Genomic DNA, 17,963 nt, shown 5'->3' with positions numbered 1-17,963 from the left:
GGTTGAATCTGTTCTAGTTGGTGTAGACGGGCCCCACGCCCAGTCCCCAGATAATCACCGTGGCAGCCATGATCGCCACCAGTACCACAAGGCCCACCGCCAGCACGGAGCTTGAGAACAGGAAGCCTTCGTCGGACGGTATGTTCATGAACGTCGGTAAGCCGACATACAGCAGGTACACCGTGTAGCAGATGGCGGCCGTGCCGATCAGCATGCCCAGCCACAAGTGCGGGTAGAGCGCTGCCAGGCCGCCGATGAACAAAGGGGTGGCGGTGTAGGTGGCAAAGGCGATGCACTGCGCCATGGACGGGTTGGCATCGTAGGTGCGGGCCATCCAGTGGATGAATGCGCCCATTACCGCTACCCCGGCGAGCATTGCCAGGTACGACATGATGCTCATCCAGATGGCGCTTTCCATGGTCAGCATCACGGCTGGCCGGTCGCCGATCACCCAGCCGACCTGGGTGGTGCCGATGAACGCCGAAACGGCGGGAATCGCCGCCAGGATAAGGGTGTGCGTCAGGTACATGTGGCTGATGGTTTCTTCTTCGCCACGGATTTCCCGCCATTCCTGGTCGGGATGGGTAAACAGCCCCACAACGTGATGAATCATGCCGTCACTCCTCTCAATGTTGCCAAACGCCCCCCAGATGGAGCGCAAGCGGCCCGAGGCCCGAACACCGATGCAAGCGGTAATGTGGCCTTATGTCGCAGTATAGGAAGCTGTTGCCGGCATAAACCGTGCTTTTTAGAGCAAATTGCGCTGTCAGGCGCACTGTTGATTACAACGAAGTCTTTATCGGAATGCCTACAGTGGCGCCGCGTTTGTGCGTAAAATAGCCGCCTTTTGTCACACCTCGCGGATTCAAGCGCTATGGGCACCCTCTCGGTCAACCAGAACAAACTGCAAAAACGCCTGCGTCGTCTCGCCGGCGAAGCCATCACCGACTACAACATGATCGAGGATGGCGACAAGGTCATGGTCTGCCTGTCTGGCGGCAAGGACAGCTACACCATGCTCGACGTTCTGTTGCACCTGCAGAAGGTGGCACCGATCAAGTTCGAGATCGTTGCGGTGAACATGGACCAGAAGCAGCCCGGCTTCCCCGAGCACGTGCTGCCGGCCTACCTCAAGGAGCTGGGCGTCGAGTACCACATCGTCGAGAAGGACACCTACTCGGTGGTCAAGGAGCTGGTACCCGAGGGCAAGACCACCTGCTCGCTGTGCTCGCGCTTGCGCCGTGGCACCCTGTACACCTTTGCCGATGAAATCGGCGCGACCAAGATGGCCCTGGGGCACCACCGCGACGATATCGTCGAAACCTTCTTCCTCAACATGTTTTTCAACGGTGCGCTCAAGGGCATGCCGCCGAAGCTGCGCGCCGATGATGGCCGCAACGTGGTGATCCGCCCGTTGGCCTACTGCAGCGAGAAGGACATCCAGGCTTACTCGGACATGAAGGAATTCCCGATCATCCCGTGCAACCTGTGCGGCTCGCAGGAAAACCTGCAGCGCCAGGTGGTCAAGGACATGCTGGTGGAGTGGGAGCGCAAGCACCCGGGCCGTACCGAGAGCATTTTCCGCGCCCTGCAGAACGTGGCACCGTCGCAACTGGCCGACCGCAACCTGTTCGACTTCACCAGCCTGAAGATCGACGAAAACGCTACCCCGCGCTTCCTCGACGTGGTGAACATCTGAGCCTATGCGCGATTACCAGTGGCTGCATGAGTACTGCCTGAACCGCTTTGGCTCGGCCCAGGCGCTGGAGGCATTCCTGCCGCAGCCGCGCACGCCGGCGCAGCTGCGGGGCATCAGTGATGACCGCTACCTGTCGACCCTGGCCTTGCGTGTGTTCCGCGCTGGGCTCAAGCACAGCCTGGTGGACGCCAAGTGGCCGGCGTTCGAGCAGGTGTTCTTCGGTTTCGACCCGGAGAAGGTGGTGCTGATGGGCGCCGAGCACCTGGAGCGGCTGATGCAGGATGAGCGCATCATCCGTCATATGGGCAAGCTCAAGAGCGTGCCGCGCAATGCGCAGATGGTGCTTGATATCGCCAAAGAAAACGGCAGCTTTGGTGCGTTCATCGCCGATTGGCCGGTGACCGACATTGTCGGGTTATGGAAGTACCTGGCCAAGCATGGCAATCAGTTGGGCGGGTTGTCGGCGCCGCGCTTCCTGCGCATGGTCGGCAAGGATACCTTCATCCCCACCGATGACATGGCGGCGGCGCTGATTGCGCAGAAGGTGATCGACAAGCAACCGACCAGTCAGCGTGACCTGGCGTTGGTGCAGCACGCGTTCAACCAGTGGCATGCCGAGAGCGGGCGGCCACTGTGCCAGTTGTCGGTAATGCTGGCGCATACCGTCAACCATTGAGATTTGTGTCGCCCCATTCGCGGGCTTGCCCGCTCCCAGAGGTAATGCACCGGTTTCAATGACGATGCAAATCCTGTGGGAGCGGGCAAGCCCGCGAAGAAACTAACGCCCTTCTCCTGCCATACGCCGCTCATGCTGGAACTTCCAGCGCACATACAGCAGCCCTGCAATGAACAACCCGAGGCTCACCAGCACTTCAACCCAGCCAAACACCGCCCGCGCCGGGTCGAACGCCGCCAGCACGCCCTTGATGAAATAGATGTTCACCACGAAGCAGGTCCAGGCATGTGCCCGGGCGCTGCCTGTCAGCATGCCCGGCAGCAGCAACAGCAGCGGCACCAGTTCGATCGCCAGGATCACCTCGACCCGTGCGCCATGCAGGTTGGCGAACCAAAGGTTGTTCACCACCAGCAAAGCGATCAGGCCGAAGAAGAACGCCAGGCTCAACGCCCGTGTCAGGCGCAGGCGCGGTGCCAGCCACTCCAGTGGCGGCAACACCTTGGGCTTTTTAGCCACGCGCGGCCTCCAGGGCCTTGGCGGTGGTCGCCAGGCGTTGGCCAAGGGCGCGGCACAGGGTGATCTCGTGTTGGTCGAGCTCGCGCTTGCCATCGGCACCGGCATGGTGGCTGGCGCCGTAAGGGGTGCCGCCGCCGCGGGTTTCCAGCAAGGCCGATTCGCTGTAGGGCAGGCCCATCACCAGCATGCCGTGGTGCATCAACGGCAGCATCATCGACAGCAGGGTGGTTTCCTGGCCGCCGTGCAGGCTGGCGGTGGAGGTGAACACGCCAGCCGGCTTGCCGACCAGTTCGCCACCCAGCCACAGGCTGCTGGTGCCGTCCAGGAAGTACTTCAGCGGCGCTGCCATGTTGCCGAAACGGGTCGGGCTGCCCAGCACCAGGCCGGCGCAGTGGCGCAGGTCGTCCAGGGTCGCGTACAGCGCGCCACTGGCCGGAATATCCGGCGCGATGGCTTCGCATTCGGTGGAGATCGCAGGCACCGTGCGCAGGCGCGCCTCCATGCCGGCCAGTTCGATGCCGCGAGCGATATGCCGGGCCATTTCGCTGGTCGAACCATGGCGGCTGTAATACAGCACCAGGATGTACGGGGCGCTCACGGCAGGATCTCCAGCACTTTTTCCGGTGGGCGACCGACCACGGCCTTGTCACCGGCGACCAGGATCGGGCGTTCGATCAGCTTGGGGTGCTGGGTCATCGCGTCGATCAGTTGTGCATCGGTCAAAGCCGGGTCAGCCAGGTTCAGGTCCTTGTACGCGTCTTCACCTGTGCGCAGCAGTTGGCGGGGTGTGATACCCAGTTTGGCGAGCAGGGCCTTGAGGGTGGCGGCGTCGGGCGGGGTTTCCAGGTAGCGCACGATGGTTGGCGCCAGGCCGCGGGCTTCGAGCAGTTCCAGCGCGCCGCGGGATTTCGAGCAGCGCGGGTTATGATAGAGCGTGAGGTCGGTCATGTCGGGTCGCATCCAGCAGGGTGTGGCGGCTATTCTAACCGCAGCGACTGACCAATTTGCTTTAAAACTCGAGAAGGATTGACCCATGGCAAGGCGTCTGGCAGCAGTACTGGCCATCACCGCGAGCCTGTTGCTCGGTGGTTGCGGTGCCGATTATGGCGTGGACCAACACGGTAATACGGTTAAGGCCGAACAGATCGACGGGCACTGGCTGGTGCTCAACTACTGGGCTGAATGGTGCGGGCCGTGCCGTACCGAAATCCCTGAACTGAACGCGGCGGCCAAGCAGTGGGCGGCCGATGGCATCAAGGTGGTGGGGGTGAATTTCGATGGCTTGCAGGGTCAGGACCTGAAACAGGCCGCTGAAACCCTGGGCATCGGTTTTACCGTGCTGGCCCAGGACCCGGCCGAGCGTTATGACCTGCCGCGCAGCGAAGCGCTGCCGGTGACCTACATCATCGATGACAAGGGCAAGGTGCGTGAGCAGTTGCTGGGCGAGCAGACCCTGGAAGGCTTGCAAGCCAAGATCAAGGCCCTGAAAGGCGCTTGATACATTTGGGGCTGCTTTGCAGCCCTTCGCGGGCACGCCCGCTCCCACAGGTGGAGTGGGAAAACTGTGGGAGCGGGCGTGCCCGCGAAGGGCCGCAAAGCGGCCCCAATGATTATCAGCCTTCCTCAGGCCAGAACCGCAGCGGTTTACCCTCGGCTGGCCAGAAGCGCATCTGCTCCACCGGCGACACATCCCAGCGCTGCACCGTTTCCAGTGCCTGCAAGAAGCGCTTTTCCTGCTCCATCAACGCTGGCGCGCACAGCTTGCGGGTCTTGCCGACCTTGCCGAAGCTCAGGTGCTCACCGTCCAGCGTGTACGGCGCAAACCAGTGGTTGCAACCGCCATTGCCATAGGCGCGGCCGTCACTGGCCAGGGTTAGGGTGAGGTGGCTGTAGTCGATCAGCGGGCGTTCGCCAATCCATTCCAGCACATAGCTGCGTTCCTGCTGCAGCTTCGAAGGTTCTGCGGCGCAGCCGAGCAGGCCGGTGGCAATCAGCACGCCGGTCAGCAGATTTTTCACTCGGCGCTCTCCTGGCAACGCGGGCACAGGTGTTTGTCGCCACGGCTGGCCCAGCCCAGTTCGGCAATGCGCGCGCTGGCAGCGGGTTGGCGGGCTTGTTTGCCCAGCTTGGCGTCCACGGCAAACTCGAAGTCCAGCACGGCATCGCAGCTGTCGCACTCGACCTGCCAGGTGAGGATTTCCAGCTCGTTGAACACCGGGCCGCTGGCCACGGCAACCCACTGGCCGCGCGGGTTGATCAGGTGGCGCACGCTTTCCACGGTCAGGCGCATGGACAGGTCCTTGCTGCCTTTGAGGGTGACCAGCAGGGTGTCGCCTTTGTGCATCGAGCCGCCGTTGCCAGTGACCTGGTAGCGGCCTGGCACCAGTGCGCGGCACTCGATCAGGGTGTGTTGCGGGTTGAAAAGGGTGTAGCGGAAATCGTGCTCGACCATGGGTCCTCCAGAAATGCCGCGTATCCTAGCATTAACCCATCACCAGATTCTGTGGATTGCCCGCCGCCCAGCGGTTGATGTTGTCCAGCGTGGTCGCAGCGATGGCATCCAGCGCCTCGCGGGTGAGGAAGGCCTGGTGAGCCGTGATGATCACGTTGGGGAAGGTCAGCAGGCGCGCCAGCACATCGTCCTGCAGGGGCAGGTCGGAGCGGTCTTCGAAGAACAGCTGGGCTTCTTCTTCGTAGACATCCAGGCCCAGGTAGCCGAGTTGGCCGCTTTTCAGCGCATCGATCAGTGCCGGGGTGTCGACCAGCGCGCCACGGCCCGTGTTTATGAGCATGGCACCGGGTTGTAGCTGGGCCAGGCTTTGTGCATTGATCAAGTGACGGGTGTGCTCGGTCAGCGGGCAGTGCAGGCTGATGATGCGGGCTTCGCGCAGCAACTCGGGCATGGTCAGGTAGCGTGCACCGAGGGCCAGCAGTTCCGGGTTGGGGTAGGGGTCGTAGGCCAGCAGTTGGCAGCCGAAACCGGCCATGATGCTGGCAAAGGCCGCGCCGATCTGGCCGGTGCCGACCACACCGACGGTTTTGCCGTGCAGGTCGAAGCCGGTGAGCCCGTGCAGGGTGAAATCACCTTCGCGGGTGCGGTTGTAGGCCCGGTGCAGGCGCCGGTTGAGGGCCAGGATCAACGCCACGGCGTGCTCGGCCACGGCGTGTGGCGAGTAGGCCGGCACACGCACCACGGCAAGGCCAAGCCGCTGGGCCGCAGCGAGGTCGACGTGGTTGTAGCCGGCCGAACGCAGGGCGATCAGGCGTGTGCCACCGGCGGCCAGGCGCTGCAGCACCGGGGCGTCGAGTTCGTCATTGATGAAGGCACAGACGACTTCGTAGCCGCTGGCCAGGGCGGCGGTGTCTAGCGTCAGGCGGGCAGGCTGGAAATGCAGCTCCAGGGTGCTGCCACTGGCGGCCCGGGTGAAGCTTTCCTGATCGTAGTGCTGGCTGCTGAACAACAGGGCGCGCATGGTGGGGCTCCTCATTCAAAACTCGACCGCTCTGTTCAAGCGCTCAATCTGGCCTGCGCCGCCAGCCGGCTGATCGCACCGTCCAGCTCATCCAGCGCCTGCTGTGCCTGCGGATTTTCCTGTTTGAGCAAGGTCTCGCTGCGCTGGCAGGCCGCGCGCAACTGCGGCACACCGCAATAGCGCGAGGCGCCGTTCAGGCGGTGTACCTGCTCGATCAGGCCATTGCGGTCGTCTGCCTCGCGGGCTGCACGAATGGCTTCGCGGTCTGCCTCCAGCGAGGCCAGCAGCATGCTCAGCATGTCGGCTGCCAGGTCCGCCTTGCCAGCCGCCAGGCGCAAGCCTTCTTCGGGGTCGAGTACCTTGAGTTCATCGCTGTTGGCCAACAGCTCGGTTTGCGCCTGCTGCGGTGTGCCCAGGCTCAGGCCCGTCCATTTCATCACCACCTGGGCCAGTTGCCGCTCGCTGATAGGCTTGGTCAGGTAGTCGTCCATGCCGCCGTGCAGCAATGCGCGTTTTTCATTGGCCATGGCGTGGGCGGTAAGGGCAACGATCGGCAACGGGTTGCCGCTTTGGGTATTTTCCCAAAGCCGAATCTGCTCTGTGCAGGCGCGGCCATCCATGCCGGGCATCTGCACGTCCATCAGTATCAGGTCGAACGGCTCGTCCTGTACGGCCTTCACCGCGGCATAACCGTTGTCTACGGCCAGCACTTCGGCGCCAAGGTCCTCTAGCAGTGTCTGCACCAACAGCAAGTTGGCGGCATTGTCGTCGACGCACAGGATTTTCGGCTGCCGCTGGCCGTTGATGCTGTTCGCTTCGCCCAGCGGGCGGCGTGGTTGCACCAGCTCCAGCAGCAGACGACGCAGTTTGCGGGTGCAGGTCGGCTTGGACAGCAACTGGCCATGACCATTGGGCAGGAACGGGTGGTAAAGGGCTTGCTCGGTGGTCGGGCACAGTACCACGCATTGGCAGTGGTAGCGCTCAAGCTGCTGGTGGTAGCGGCCCAGTTGCTCGGGCGACAGGTTGCCCAGGTTGGCCCCGAGTACGGCGAACTCGAACGGCTGGCCGGCCTGGCTGGCAGCTTGCACCGCCTGCAGCAACTGGTCGTAGGAGGTGAACAGGCTGACGCTGAGGCCACAGTCTTCCAGTTGGTGTTCCAGCGCCTGACGGGCCAGCTCGTGGCCGTCGACGATGGCGGCGCGGCGGCCTAGCAGCGGCTGTAGCGCAAACGCCTCGACATCGTCGTGGGCTTTGGGCAGGTTGAGGCTGATCCAGAACTGCGACCCTTCGCCCGGGGTGCTGTCGACGCCGATTTCACCGCCCATCTGCTCGATCAGGCGCTTGGAAATCACCAGCCCCAGGCCGGTGCCGCCGGGTTGGCGGGCCAGTGAGTTGTCGGCCTGGCTGAAGGCCTGGAACAGTGTACGTACATCCTGCGGCGACAGGCCGATACCGGTGTCCTGCACGCTGATGCGCAGTTGTGCGCTGTCTTCGTGCTCGTCTTCGAGCATGGCGCGTACGACGATGGTGCCTTCGCGGGTGAACTTGATGGCGTTGCTGACCAGGTTGGTCAGGATCTGCTTGAGCCGCAGCGGGTCGCCGATCAACGAAGCGGGCGTGTCGCGATAGATCAGGCTGAGCAATTCCAGCTGCTTGGCGTGGGCGGCCGGTGCCAGGATGGTTAGCGTGTCCTGAACCAGGTCACGCAGGTTGAACGGGATGCTGTCGAGCACCAGTTTGCCGGCCTCGATCTTGGAGAAATCGAGGATCTCGTTGATGATCCCGAGCAAATTGTCGGCGGATTTCTCGATGGTGCTCAGGTAGTCCAGCTGGCGCGGCGTCATTTCGCTTTTTTGCAGCAGGTGGGTAAACCCCAGAATGCCATTGAGCGGGGTGCGGATCTCGTGGCTCATGTTGGCCAGGAACTCCGATTTGATGCGGCTGGCCTCAAGCGCCTCCTTGCGCGCCATGTCCAGCTCGATGTTCTGGATCTCGATGGTTTCGAGGTTCTGGCGCACGTCTTCGGTGGCCTGGTCGATGCTGTGCTGCAGTTCTTCATGGGCATTTTGCAGGGTTTCGGCCATGCGGTTGATGCCGCGTGCCAGCTCGTCCAGCTCATGGCTGCCCATGGTTGGCAGGCGTTCTTCCAGGTGGCCGTCCTTGAGCTGGTTGACCGCGTGCTTGATGCGCTCGATGGGGCCGTTGATGGTGCGGCTCATGCGCAGCGCCAGCAGGCCGCTGAGGGCCAGGCAGGCGAGGATCAGTAACAGGCTGGTGAACAGGTTGCGATAACCGCGCAGGAGAGTGCCGTCGTGCGACAGCTCGATCTCGACCCATCCCAGCAGGCGCTCGGCCTCGGCCGGTACGGCATCGGTGGCCAGATCACGGTGGTGGCCGAACACGGGCATCAGGTAGCGGGTGGCGTCATTGCCGCTGCGTTGCAGCAGTTGGGTGCCCGTGCCGCCGCTGGGGGGCTGGTTGAGCATGCTCGGGCCGGCGTGGGCCAGGCGTGTGCGGTCCGGGGCCAGGAAGGCGACGGCCCGTACGTCGGACTGCTCCAGGGTTTGCGCGGCGATACGCTCCAGTTGCGCTGGCGCGAGCCGGGCCATGGCGGGGGCGGCCAGTGGCGCCAGTTGTTCGGCTATCATCTTGCCGCGCTGCAACAGCTGGGTGCGCAGGTCATTCTGTTGCAGCCAGGTGAAGTAACTGCCCAGCACCAGGGCCATCAGGCCGGCCGGCAGCAGTGCCAGCAGCAGGACCCGGCTGCGGATTCCCAAGCGATCGAGCACACTCGCCTCCTGTGATGTGCCTGGATGCCATCAAGTGGTGACGGCCAAGCCGCGAAGTTACTCCGCCTGCGGCACCATTGCACCTCTTTAGTACGTGTTTTGCGCCATTGCCGGTGCATTGGTCGCAGGGCGGTTGCCTGGCAGGCGGTGGATGCTCAATAATTGCGCAATTGAGAATGCATGGCAGTTGCCAATGAATCCTGTAGCTATTCACAACTCCAATATCCTCGCCATCGAGGATGATCCGGTGCTCGGTGCCTACCTGCACGAAGAACTGCAACGCGGCGGCTTTCAGGTGACCTGGTGCCGCAATGGCCTGGAGGGCCTGGAGACGGCAGGGCGTCAGGTGTTCGATGTGGTGCTGATGGACATCCTGTTGCCCGGGCTCAATGGCCTTGAGGCGCTGGCACAGTTGCGCAAGCGCAGCGCCACGCCAGTGATCCTGATGTCGGCGCTGGGTGCCGAGGCCGACCGTATCAGTGGTTTCCAGCGTGGGGCCGATGACTACCTGCCCAAACCGTTCAGCATGGCCGAGCTGCAGGTGCGCATCGAGGCCATCCTGCGTCGGGTGGCCCTTGAGCGGCGTCATCAGGCGCCGCAGGACCAGGCCGGCGGCGGTGAACTGCAGTTTGACGAGGGGCTGTGCGATGTGCGGCTGGATGGCCGCCTGGCAGGCCTTACGCCCAGCGAGTTCCGCCTGCTCGACATCCTCAACCGTAACCTCGATGACGTTCTGAGCAAGCCATTCCTTTACCAGCAGGTGTTGCAACGCGGCTATTCGCGGCATGACCGCAGCCTGGACATGCATGTCAGCCAGATACGCCGCAAGCTCAAGGGCATCGGTTATGACGAGCGGCAGATCCGCACCGTGTGGGGCAAGGGCTACGTGCTCAGCGCCACCGAGGCGGAGTGAGCCATGCTTGACCGCCATTCGCTGTTCTGGAAGCTGGCCATCCTGCTGGTGGGCTTCTGCCTGCTGATGATTGGCCTCAGTTATACCTGGGGCCGGCACATGGAAATCCAGAATGCTTTCCTCTCTGAGCCGGCGCGGCAAACGCTGCGCGGCTATGCCGCCGAGGCCGAGCAAGCCTGGCGTAGCGGTGGGCGGGCGGGGCTGGACCAGTGGGTGGCGGCGATGCACCAGCGTGAAAGGGGCTGGGTGGGTGTGCTGGATATCAACCTGCGGCCCCTCGACAGTGCCACCCTCAACCCGCAGATCATGCAGCGGCTGACGCGCCTGCGCGGGGTTGATTGGCCTATGAGCCGTCGCAGCGTCGACCAGCCTTGGGTGCGTGTACCGTTCCCGTCGGCGCCGGAGCAGGGCATGCTGGTGATCGAACTGCCGCAGCGGTTCAATCCGGACCAGTACCGCTTGCTGTGGCGCATCGTCACCAACGGCATCATCCCCGGCCTGTTCACCTTGCTGCTGTGCGTGGGGCTGTACCGCATGTTGATCGTGCCCCTGAACCAGCTGCGCGAACAGGCCAATGCCTGGCGTGCCGACCAGCTGTCGGCACGCCTGGATTCGCGCACCATCGCCCGGCATGACGAGCTGGGCGAGCTGGCCCGCGCCTTCGACCAGATGGCCGAGCGGCTGCAGGGCACGGTGGCCATGCAGCAGCAGTTGTTGCGCGACTTGTCGCATGAAATGCGCACGCCGCTGAGCCGGCTGCGGGTGGCCTGTGACGGTGAAACCGACTTGCAACGCCTGCGCGAGCGCCTGACCCGTGAAGTGGACGGCATGCAGCAACTGGTAGAAGACACCCTGCAGTTGGCCTGGCAGGACGCCGAACGTGCGCCGATGAACCTGGAGCCGATCGAAGTCCATGCGTTGTGGGAGCTGCTGGCCGAAAATGCCAGCTACGAGAGCGGTTGGTCGCTTGAACGCTTGCGCTGTGAAGTGCCGGCCGACTGCTGGGTGCAGGGCAACCTCAACCACTTGGCCCAGGCACTGGAAAACATGTTGCGCAATGCCATTCGTCACTCGCCGGCCGAGGGTGTGGTGCGCCTGGGTGGGCAGCGCGAAGGCAGTTACTGGTGGTTGTGGCTGGAGGATGAAGGCGGTGGTGTGGCCGAAGAGGACCTGGAACGGATCTTTGCACCGTTCTCGCGGCTGGACGGTTCGCGGCCGGGGGATGGTGGTTTTGGCTTGGGCCTGAGCATTGCCCGCAGTGCCATCCAGCGCCAGGGCGGCACTTTGTGGGCGGAGAATGGCAAGCATGGGCTGCGGTTGTGCATGAGGTTGCCGTTACATGTGCCGGCCTCTTCGCGGGCACGCCCGCTCCCACAGGTACCGCATTTATCTTGAATACAGCGCGATCGCTGTGGGAGCGGGCATGCCCGCGAAGAGGCCGGCACAGGCTAACGTTATAGCTTGTAGCTATATCGACCACGGATTGCGTGATATGGCCGCGAAGGGTTTGCCGGTATGATAGGCGCCCCTGCCGTCCGGATTGTGAAATACGCCATGACCTTGCAGTACCCAACCATCGCCGATTGCGTCGGCAATACGCCACTGGTTCGCCTGCAGCGCATTGCTGGCGAAACCAGCAACACCCTCCTGCTCAAGCTCGAAGGTAACAATCCTGCCGGCTCGGTGAAGGACCGCCCTGCGCTGTCGATGATTACCCGCGCCGAGCTGCGTGGCCAGATCAAGCCCGGCGACACCTTGATCGAAGCCACCTCCGGCAACACCGGCATCGCCCTGGCGATGGCGGCGGCAATCAAGGGTTACAAGATGATCCTGATCATGCCCGACAACTCCACCGCCGAGCGTAAGGCCGCGATGACCGCCTACGGCGCCGAGCTGATTCTGGTGACCAAGGAAGAGGGCATGGAAGGTGCCCGCGACCTGGCCGAGAAGCTGCAGGCCGAAGGCCGCGGCCTGGTGCTCGACCAGTTCGCCAACGGCGACAACCCGATCGCCCACTACAACAGCACTGGCCCGGAAATCTGGCAGCAGACCCAAGGCACCATTACCCATTTCGTCAGCTCCATGGGCACCACCGGCACCATCATGGGCTGCTCGCAGTACCTCAAGGAGCAGAATCCGGCGGTGCAGATCATCGGCCTGCAGCCCATGGAAGGCTCGGCCATTCCAGGCATTCGCCGCTGGCCCGAGGAATACCTGCCGAAAATTTTCGACGCCACCCGCGTAGACCGCGTGTTCGACATGTCGCAGCAGGAAGCCGAAGACACCACCCGCCGCCTTGCCCGTGAAGAGGGCATTTTCTGCGGCGTGTCTTCCGGTGGTGCGGTCGCAGCCATGCTGCGCCTGTCCCGCGAGGTGGAAAATGCCGTGATGGTCGCGATCATCTGCGACCGCGGCGACCGTTACCTGTCCACCGGCCTGTTCGACCCGAGCTAAATGTCCAAGAAAAAAAGCAACAGCGGCCTGCGCTTCCAGCCGGCCGGCGGCAACCGTAGCCCCCAGGTCCCCGTGGGCAAGAAGCAGCGCCTGGATATCGAGCGCCTGGCCGGTGACGGCCGTGGCATTGCCTTCCTTGACGGGCGCACCTGGTTCGTCAGTGGCGCCCTGGCCGGTGAGGCCGTGGAGGCGCGCGTGCTCAATGCCCGTGGCAAAGTGGTCGAGGCCCGCCTGGAGCGCCTGCTACAGGCCAGCCCCGAGCGCCGCGAGGCGCCGTGCCGCTATTACGACCGCTGCGGAGGCTGCAACCTGCAGCACCTGCCGCACGAAGCGCAGCTGGCGCTCAAACAGCGCACGCTGGCCGAACAGCTGCAGCGAGTGGCTGGCGTGCAGCCCGAGGAGTGGGCCGCACCGCTGAGCGGGCCGGAATTTGGCTACCGACGCCGTGCCCGCGTGGCCGTGCGCTGGGACGTCAAGGCGCGTCAGCTGGAGGTCGGCTTCCGTGCCGAAGCCAGCCAGGCCATCATCGCCATCGACGATTGCGCGGTGCTGGTACAGCCTTTGCAGTCGATTCTGCGCCACTTGCCGACGGTGCTGCGTTCGTTGAGCAAACCGCAGGCGCTGGGCCACGTGGAGCTGTTCAGTGGTACCTCCGAGGCGGTGCTGGTGCGGCATGTCGCGCCGCTGCCGGCAGAAGACCTGGCGAAACTGCAGGCGTTTTGCGAGCAGGCCAATGCCCAGCTGTGGTTGCAGGGTGAAGGTGAACCCGCGCCGGTGGACGCTGCCGCACAACTGGGCTTTGCCCTGGCACCGTGGCAGCTGGAACTGGCCTGGCGCCCGGGCGACTTCGTACAGGTGAATGCCCAGGTCAACACGGCGATGATCGAGCAGGCCCTGGCCTGGCTCGCACCGCAGGCCGACGAACGTGTGCTGGACCTGTTCTGCGGCTTGGGCAACTTCGCCCTGCCGCTGGCCCGCCAGGCGCGCGAAGTGGTGGCTGTGGAAGGTGTACAGGCCATGGTCGATCGGGCCGCGGCCAATGCCCGAAACAACAATGTGCATAACGCACGGTTTTTTCAGGCCGATTTATCGCAGCCTTTGGCAGGCACCGGATGGGCCGCCGAGGGCTTTTCTGCGGTACTCTTGGATCCACCGCGCGACGGTGCTTTCGAGGTGGTGCAAGGCATCGCACGCCTCCAGGCCAAACGGCTGGTCTACGTATCGTGCAACCCGGCCACGCTGGCGCGAGACGCCCAGGTGCTGGTCGGCCAGGGGTACCGGTTAAAAAGGGCCGGGATTCTCGACATGTTTCCTCAAACGGCGCATGTCGAGGCCATGGCGTTATTCGAAGCGGGCTAGCAGACTGGCCCCTTGGTGCGGCTTCCATGGAATGGCAGCCGCACGGTGATCGCCAGCGCACCCGCGTGGTGCGCTGTATGGAAAGGTAAAACAAAGATGGTACAGGTGAGAGTGCACCAGCCGGTCAACACCGACGGCAGTATCAATCTCGAAGCATGGTTGGACCATGTGGTAAGCGTCGATTCGGCACTGGATCGCGCAGCGCTCAAAGAGGCCTGCGAGTTTGCCCATGAGGTCGAGAAAAAGGGCAACCCGGCCAAGCATTCCTGGGCGGACGGTACGTCCAGCTTCCAGGCGGGGCTGGAGATCGCCGAAATCCTCGCCGACCTCAAGCTCGACCAGGACTCCCTGGTGGCAGCGGTCATCTACCGCTCGGTGCGCGAAGGCAAGGTCACCCTGGCTGAAGTCAGCCAGCGTTTTGGCCCGGTGGTGTCGAAGCTGATCGACGGCGTGCTGCGCATGGCTGCCATCAGTGCCAGCCTCAGCCCACGGCAGTCGCTGGTGCTGGGCTCGCAGGCGCAGGTCGAGAACCTGCGCAAGATGCTCGTGGCCATGGTCGACGACGTGCGCGTGGCCCTGATCAAGCTGGCCGAGCGCACCTGCGCGATCCGTGCAGTCAAGGCTGCTGACGACGAGAAACGCCTGCGTGTCGCGCGCGAGGTGTTCGACATCTATGCGCCGCTGGCGCACCGCCTGGGTATCGGCCACATCAAGTGGGAGCTGGAAGACCTGTCTTTCCGCTACCTCGAACCCGACCAGTACAAGCAGATCGCCAAACTGCTGCACGAGCGCCGGCTGGACCGCGAGCGCTTCATCAGCGACGTGATGAACCAGTTGCAGAACGAGCTGCTGGCCACGGGCGTGAAGGCCGATATCAGCGGTCGGGCGAAACACATCTATTCGATCTGGCGCAAGATGCAGCGCAAAGGCCTGGAATTCAGCCAGATCTACGACGTGCGTGCGGTGCGCGTGCTGGTGCCGGAAATCCGCGACTGCTACACCGCGCTGGGCATTGTGCACACGCTGTGGCGGCACATCCCCAAAGAGTTCGACGACTACATCGCCAACCCCAAGGAGAACGGCTATCGCTCGCTGCACACGGCGGTGATCGGCCCCGAGGGCAAGGTGCTGGAAGTGCAGATCCGTACCCACGGCATGCACGAAGAAGCCGAGCTTGGCGTATGCGCCCACTGGCGCTACAAGGGCACCGACGTCAAGCCGAGCTCCAACCACTACGAAGAGAAGATCTCCTGGCTGCGCCAGGTGCTGGAGTGGCACGAAGAGCTGGGCGACATCGGTGGCCTGGCCGAGCAGCTGCGCGTCGACATCGAGCCGGACCGGGTTTACGTGTTCACCCCGGACGGCCATGCCATCGACCTGCCCAAGGGGGCCACGCCGCTGGACTTCGCCTACCGCGTGCACACCGAGATCGGCCACAACTGCCGTGGCGCCAAGATCAACGGCCGTATCGTGCCGCTGAACTACAGCCTGCAGACCGGCGAGCAGGTCGAGATCATCACCAGCAAGCACGGTAACCCCAGCCGCGACTGGTTGAACTCCAACCTGGGCTATGTCACCACCTCGCGGGCGCGGGCCAAGATCGTGCACTGGTTCAAGCTGCAGGCGCGCGACCAGAACGTCGCCGCTGGCAAGACCTTGCTCGAACGTGAACTCAGCCGCCTGGGCCTGCCGCAGGTCGACTTCGAGCGCCTGGCCGAGAAAACCAACGTCAAGACCGCCGAGGACATGTTCGCCTCGCTGGGGGCGGGCGACCTACGCCTGGCCCATCTGGTCAATGCTGCCCAGCAGTTGCTGGAACCCGAGCGTATCGAGCAGATCGAGCTGGTGCCGCGCAAGCCTACCGGCCCGCGTACTGGCAAGCGTGGCGATATCCAGATCCAGGGGGTCGGCAACCTGCTGACGCAGATGGCCGGCTGCTGCCAGCCGCTGCCGGGCGATGCCATTGTCGGCTACATCACTCAAGGCCGTGGCGTGAGCATCCACCGCCAGGACTGCGCCTCGGTGCTGCAGCTGGCGGGCAAGGAGCCGGAGCGCATGATCCAGGTGAGCTGGGGGCCGATCCCGGTGCAGACCTACCCGGTCGATATCGTCATTCGTGCCTACGACCGCCCGGGCCTGCTGCGCGATGTTTCGCAGGTGCTGCTGAACGAGAAAATCAACGTGCTGGCGGTGAATACCCGCTCGAACAAGGAAGACAACACCGCGCTGATGTCGCTGACCATCGAGATTCCGGGCCTGGACGCGCTGGGGCGCCTGCTGGGGCGGATCTCGCAGTTGCCGAACATCATCGAGACGCGGCGTAATCGTACCCCTTGAGACTGCGGCGCCTGCTTCGCGGGTAAACCCGCTCCTACCCTTGTAGGAGCGGGCTTGCCCGCGAAGAGGGCTCCACCGAAGGACCTGCCTACATGACCTACACCCTCGAAGACCTGCTGCACCTCATGGCCCGCCTGCGCGACCCGCAGTACGGTTGCCCATGGGACCTCAAGCAGAACTACGCGAGCATCGTCTCGCACACCATCGAAGAGGCCTACGAAGTCGCCGACACCATCGAGCGCGGTGATTTCGAGCACCTGCAAGGTGAGCTGGGCGACTTGCTGTTCCAGGTGGTCTACTACAGCCAGCTGGCCCAGGAGGAGGGGCGTTTCGAGTTCGATGGCGTGGTCGACAGCATCACCCGCAAGCTGATTCGTCGCCACCCGCATGTATTCCCTACCGGCGAGCTTTATGCGCCGCTGGATACCCCCAGCCTGAGCGAGGCCCAGGTCAAGTCGCGTTGGGAGGAGATCAAGGCCGAGGAGCGCGCCGAGAAAAGCACGCCCGAGCAATTGTCGCTGCTCGATGACGTGCCGTCAGCCTTGCCGGCCCTGTCACGGGCAGCCAAACTGCAAAAGCGCGCGGCCACGGTCGGTTTCGACTGGCCGTCGGCATTGCCGGTGCTGGACAAGGTGCGCGAAGAACTGGACGAGGTGTTGCAGGCCATGGCCGACGGCGATGCCGATGCCCTCGAAGATGAAGTGGGCGACCTGCTGTTCGCCACCGTCAACCTGGCCCGCCACCTCAAGCATGACCCGGAAAACGCCCTGCGCCGCGCCAACCGCAAGTTCGAGCGACGTTTCCGCTTTATCGAACAGGCATTGCGCGACAGTGGTCGCCCCATTGAAGATTGTAACCTTGACGAACTGGACGCCCTTTGGGGTGAGGCCAAGCGTCAGGAAAAGAACCTGCCCAGCTGCGGCTGAGCTGTTGCATAAGTGAGTGAACATTCATGAGCCTTTCCCTTCGCGACCAATTGCTCAAAGCCGGTCTGGTCAACCAGAAACAGGTCTCGCAGACCAACAAAGCTGAAAAGAAACAGAAGCGCATGGAGCACAAAGGCCAGGTCGAAGTCGACGACAGCCAGCAGCGCATGGCCAAGGAAGCCATGGCCGAAAAGGTCAAGCGTGACCAGGAGCTGAATCGCCAGCAGCAGGAAAAGGCCGAGCAGAAGGCCCGTGCCGCCCAGATCAAGCAACTGATCGAAGCCACGCGCCTGCCCAAGCTGAGCACCGAGGATTACTACAACTTCGTCGATGACAAGAAGGTCAAGCGCATTGCCGTCAATGCCTTGATGCGCACCAAGCTGAGTAACGGCGCGTTGGCCGTGGTTTCTCATGCCGGTGGCTACGAGGTTATCCCTCGCGAAGCGGCAGTGAAGATCCAGGAGCGCGACCCTGGCCGTATCCTGCTGCTCAATACCCATGTCGAGGAAGCGGACGAAGATGACCCGTACGCCGCCTACAAGATCCCTGATGATCTGATGTGGTAAACACGAAAAACCCCGCCTTGGCGGGGTTTTTTATTTGAAGGCTGGGTCATTGCGTGGTGCGCTGGTTTTCCAGGTCTTCCAGCTCTACGCGGTACTGGTGCGCTTCGTGTTCGTTGTGGAACATCCCCACCAGTTGGCCTTGTTGGTGCACATCCCAGATCCGCATGCCGGCGGCCAGGCTTTCGTGGGACATTTTCGATTCGTCGCGTTCGGTTACTTGGACAGTCATCGGTAAACTCCACTTCTTCAGTTGGC

19 protein-coding genes are annotated in these 17,963 nt (G+C 63.3%); 10 read left to right on the top strand and 9 right to left on the bottom strand.

Annotation, left to right across the window (positions count from 1 at the left end; genetic code table 11):
* Positions 1-13 precede the first annotated feature (13 nt).
* Positions 14-613, bottom strand: a complete 600-nt coding sequence (locus tag N436_RS15025) for a Yip1 family protein (protein ID WP_003252385.1) — start codon at positions 611-613, stop codon at positions 14-16.
* A gap of 261 nt (positions 614-874) precedes the next feature.
* On the opposite strand from N436_RS15025, the gene ttcA reads away from it, so the two are divergent.
* Together ttcA and N436_RS15015 are read left to right on the top strand one after the other, a co-directional pair.
* Positions 875-1,699 (top strand): tRNA 2-thiocytidine(32) synthetase TtcA, encoded by an 825-nt coding sequence (gene ttcA, locus N436_RS15020; protein ID WP_016715445.1) that lies wholly within the window; start codon positions 875-877, stop codon positions 1,697-1,699.
* Positions 1,700-1,703: 4 nt separating this feature from the next.
* Positions 1,704-2,375, top strand: coding sequence for a DNA-3-methyladenine glycosylase I (locus tag N436_RS15015; RefSeq protein ID WP_105945909.1), 672 nt, complete (start codon positions 1,704-1,706; stop codon positions 2,373-2,375).
* Between the two features lie 102 nt (positions 2,376-2,477).
* On the opposite strand, the gene N436_RS15010 is transcribed toward N436_RS15015, so the two are convergent.
* The 3 genes from N436_RS15010 to arsC are packed head-to-tail and all read right to left on the bottom strand — an operon-like array spanning position 2,478 to position 3,839.
* The gene (locus N436_RS15010; protein ID WP_110741432.1) at positions 2,478-2,891 is read right to left on the bottom strand and encodes a DUF2069 domain-containing protein; all 414 of its coding nucleotides are present in this window, start codon (positions 2,889-2,891) and stop codon (positions 2,478-2,480) included.
* Complete coding sequence (wrbA, locus tag N436_RS15005) at positions 2,884-3,489, bottom strand: NAD(P)H:quinone oxidoreductase (protein ID WP_110741431.1); 606 nt, start codon at positions 3,487-3,489, stop codon at positions 2,884-2,886. Before wrbA ends, N436_RS15010 begins: the two co-directional genes overlap by 8 nt.
* On the bottom strand, positions 3,486-3,839 hold the full coding sequence (gene arsC, locus N436_RS15000; RefSeq protein WP_110741430.1) for an arsenate reductase (glutaredoxin): 354 nt from the start codon (positions 3,837-3,839) through the stop codon (positions 3,486-3,488). Before arsC ends, wrbA begins: the two co-directional genes overlap by 4 nt.
* An 85-nt stretch (positions 3,840-3,924) precedes the next feature.
* Between arsC and N436_RS14995 the strand changes: the two genes are divergently transcribed.
* A complete protein-coding gene (locus N436_RS14995; RefSeq protein ID WP_016715449.1) occupies positions 3,925-4,389 on the top strand; it encodes a TlpA disulfide reductase family protein in 465 nt (154 codons plus the stop codon).
* Between the two features lie 115 nt (positions 4,390-4,504).
* On the opposite strand, the gene N436_RS14990 is transcribed toward N436_RS14995, so the two are convergent.
* Genes N436_RS14990 through N436_RS14975 form a run of 4 tightly spaced genes read right to left on the bottom strand, consistent with a single transcriptional unit; the run spans position 4,505 to position 9,153 of the window.
* A complete protein-coding gene (locus N436_RS14990; RefSeq protein WP_019099308.1) occupies positions 4,505-4,909 on the bottom strand; it encodes an META domain-containing protein in 405 nt (134 codons plus the stop codon).
* Complete coding sequence (locus N436_RS14985; protein WP_060501873.1) at positions 4,906-5,343, bottom strand: hypothetical protein; 438 nt, start codon at positions 5,341-5,343, stop codon at positions 4,906-4,908. The genes N436_RS14990 and N436_RS14985 overlap by 4 nt, the downstream gene beginning before the upstream one ends.
* A gap of 31 nt (positions 5,344-5,374) precedes the next feature.
* Positions 5,375-6,364 carry a 2-hydroxyacid dehydrogenase gene (locus N436_RS14980; RefSeq protein ID WP_110741429.1) on the bottom strand — a complete coding sequence of 330 codons (990 nt, stop codon included), beginning with the start codon at positions 6,362-6,364 and terminating at the stop codon, positions 5,375-5,377.
* Between the two features lie 35 nt (positions 6,365-6,399).
* Positions 6,400-9,153: a response regulator gene (locus N436_RS14975; protein WP_105945914.1), complete on the bottom strand. Its 2,754-nt coding sequence runs from the start codon at positions 9,151-9,153 to the stop codon at positions 6,400-6,402.
* Between the two features lie 193 nt (positions 9,154-9,346).
* Between N436_RS14975 and N436_RS14970 the strand changes: the two genes are divergently transcribed.
* The 7 genes from N436_RS14970 to N436_RS14930 all read left to right on the top strand — a co-directional run bounded on the left by N436_RS14970 (position 9,347) and on the right by N436_RS14930 (position 17,708).
* Complete coding sequence (locus N436_RS14970; protein WP_105945915.1) at positions 9,347-10,066, top strand: response regulator transcription factor; 720 nt, start codon at positions 9,347-9,349, stop codon at positions 10,064-10,066.
* A gap of 3 nt (positions 10,067-10,069) precedes the next feature.
* Positions 10,070-11,461 (top strand): sensor histidine kinase, encoded by a 1,392-nt coding sequence (locus tag N436_RS14965; RefSeq protein WP_105945916.1) that lies wholly within the window; start codon positions 10,070-10,072, stop codon positions 11,459-11,461.
* Positions 11,462-11,620: 159 nt separating this feature from the next.
* Complete coding sequence (cysM, locus tag N436_RS14955; protein ID WP_110741428.1) at positions 11,621-12,520, top strand: cysteine synthase CysM; 900 nt, start codon at positions 11,621-11,623, stop codon at positions 12,518-12,520.
* Complete coding sequence (gene rlmD / locus N436_RS14950; RefSeq protein WP_110741427.1) at positions 12,521-13,879, top strand: 23S rRNA (uracil(1939)-C(5))-methyltransferase RlmD; 1,359 nt, start codon at positions 12,521-12,523, stop codon at positions 13,877-13,879. It begins immediately after the preceding gene.
* A 96-nt stretch (positions 13,880-13,975) separates the two neighbouring features.
* Positions 13,976-16,216, top strand: a complete 2,241-nt coding sequence (relA, locus tag N436_RS14940; protein WP_016715458.1) for a GTP diphosphokinase — start codon at positions 13,976-13,978, stop codon at positions 16,214-16,216.
* Between the two features lie 92 nt (positions 16,217-16,308).
* Positions 16,309-17,142, top strand: a complete 834-nt coding sequence (mazG, locus tag N436_RS14935) for a nucleoside triphosphate pyrophosphohydrolase (protein WP_105945918.1) — start codon at positions 16,309-16,311, stop codon at positions 17,140-17,142.
* Positions 17,143-17,168: 26 nt separating this feature from the next.
* The gene (locus N436_RS14930; RefSeq protein WP_016715460.1) at positions 17,169-17,708 is read left to right on the top strand and encodes a DUF2058 domain-containing protein; all 540 of its coding nucleotides are present in this window, start codon (positions 17,169-17,171) and stop codon (positions 17,706-17,708) included.
* A 46-nt stretch (positions 17,709-17,754) separates the two neighbouring features.
* Here N436_RS14930 and N436_RS14925 read toward each other — a convergent pair whose 3' ends face one another.
* Positions 17,755-17,937 carry a hypothetical protein gene (locus tag N436_RS14925; protein WP_016715461.1) on the bottom strand — a complete coding sequence of 61 codons (183 nt, stop codon included), beginning with the start codon at positions 17,935-17,937 and terminating at the stop codon, positions 17,755-17,757.
* Between the last annotated feature and the right edge of the window lie 26 nt (positions 17,938-17,963).

The sequence above is a fragment of the Pseudomonas sp. RV120224-01b genome (genome assembly GCF_003208145.1).
GTDB classification, from domain to species: domain Bacteria; phylum Pseudomonadota; class Gammaproteobacteria; order Pseudomonadales; family Pseudomonadaceae; genus Aquipseudomonas; species Aquipseudomonas monteilii.
The sequence above is the reverse complement of the archived record's forward strand: the minus strand, read 5'-3'. Positions and strand labels throughout refer to the sequence as shown.

What these genes read in the sequence shown, in the direction of transcription:
- N436_RS15025 (WP_003252385.1), bottom strand. Translation starts at nt 613, where the DNA reads ATGATTCATCACGTTGTGGGGCTGTTTACCCATCCCGACCAGGAATGG.
- ttcA (WP_016715445.1), top strand. Translation starts at nt 875, where the DNA reads ATGGGCACCCTCTCGGTCAACCAGAACAAACTGCAAAAACGCCTGCGT.
- N436_RS15015 (WP_105945909.1), top strand. Translation starts at nt 1,704, where the DNA reads ATGCGCGATTACCAGTGGCTGCATGAGTACTGCCTGAACCGCTTTGGC.
- arsC (WP_110741430.1), bottom strand. Translation starts at nt 3,839, where the DNA reads ATGACCGACCTCACGCTCTATCATAACCCGCGCTGCTCGAAATCCCGC.
- N436_RS14995 (WP_016715449.1), top strand. Translation starts at nt 3,925, where the DNA reads ATGGCAAGGCGTCTGGCAGCAGTACTGGCCATCACCGCGAGCCTGTTG.
- N436_RS14985 (WP_060501873.1), bottom strand. Translation starts at nt 5,343, where the DNA reads ATGGTCGAGCACGATTTCCGCTACACCCTTTTCAACCCGCAACACACC.
- N436_RS14980 (WP_110741429.1), bottom strand. Translation starts at nt 6,364, where the DNA reads ATGCGCGCCCTGTTGTTCAGCAGCCAGCACTACGATCAGGAAAGCTTC.
- N436_RS14970 (WP_105945915.1), top strand. Translation starts at nt 9,347, where the DNA reads ATGAATCCTGTAGCTATTCACAACTCCAATATCCTCGCCATCGAGGAT.
- N436_RS14965 (WP_105945916.1), top strand. Translation starts at nt 10,070, where the DNA reads ATGCTTGACCGCCATTCGCTGTTCTGGAAGCTGGCCATCCTGCTGGTG.
- cysM (WP_110741428.1), top strand. Translation starts at nt 11,621, where the DNA reads ATGACCTTGCAGTACCCAACCATCGCCGATTGCGTCGGCAATACGCCA.
- rlmD (WP_110741427.1), top strand. Translation starts at nt 12,521, where the DNA reads ATGTCCAAGAAAAAAAGCAACAGCGGCCTGCGCTTCCAGCCGGCCGGC.
- relA (WP_016715458.1), top strand. Translation starts at nt 13,976, where the DNA reads ATGGTACAGGTGAGAGTGCACCAGCCGGTCAACACCGACGGCAGTATC.
- mazG (WP_105945918.1), top strand. Translation starts at nt 16,309, where the DNA reads ATGACCTACACCCTCGAAGACCTGCTGCACCTCATGGCCCGCCTGCGC.
- N436_RS14930 (WP_016715460.1), top strand. Translation starts at nt 17,169, where the DNA reads ATGAGCCTTTCCCTTCGCGACCAATTGCTCAAAGCCGGTCTGGTCAAC.
- N436_RS14925 (WP_016715461.1), bottom strand. Translation starts at nt 17,937, where the DNA reads ATGACTGTCCAAGTAACCGAACGCGACGAATCGAAAATGTCCCACGAA.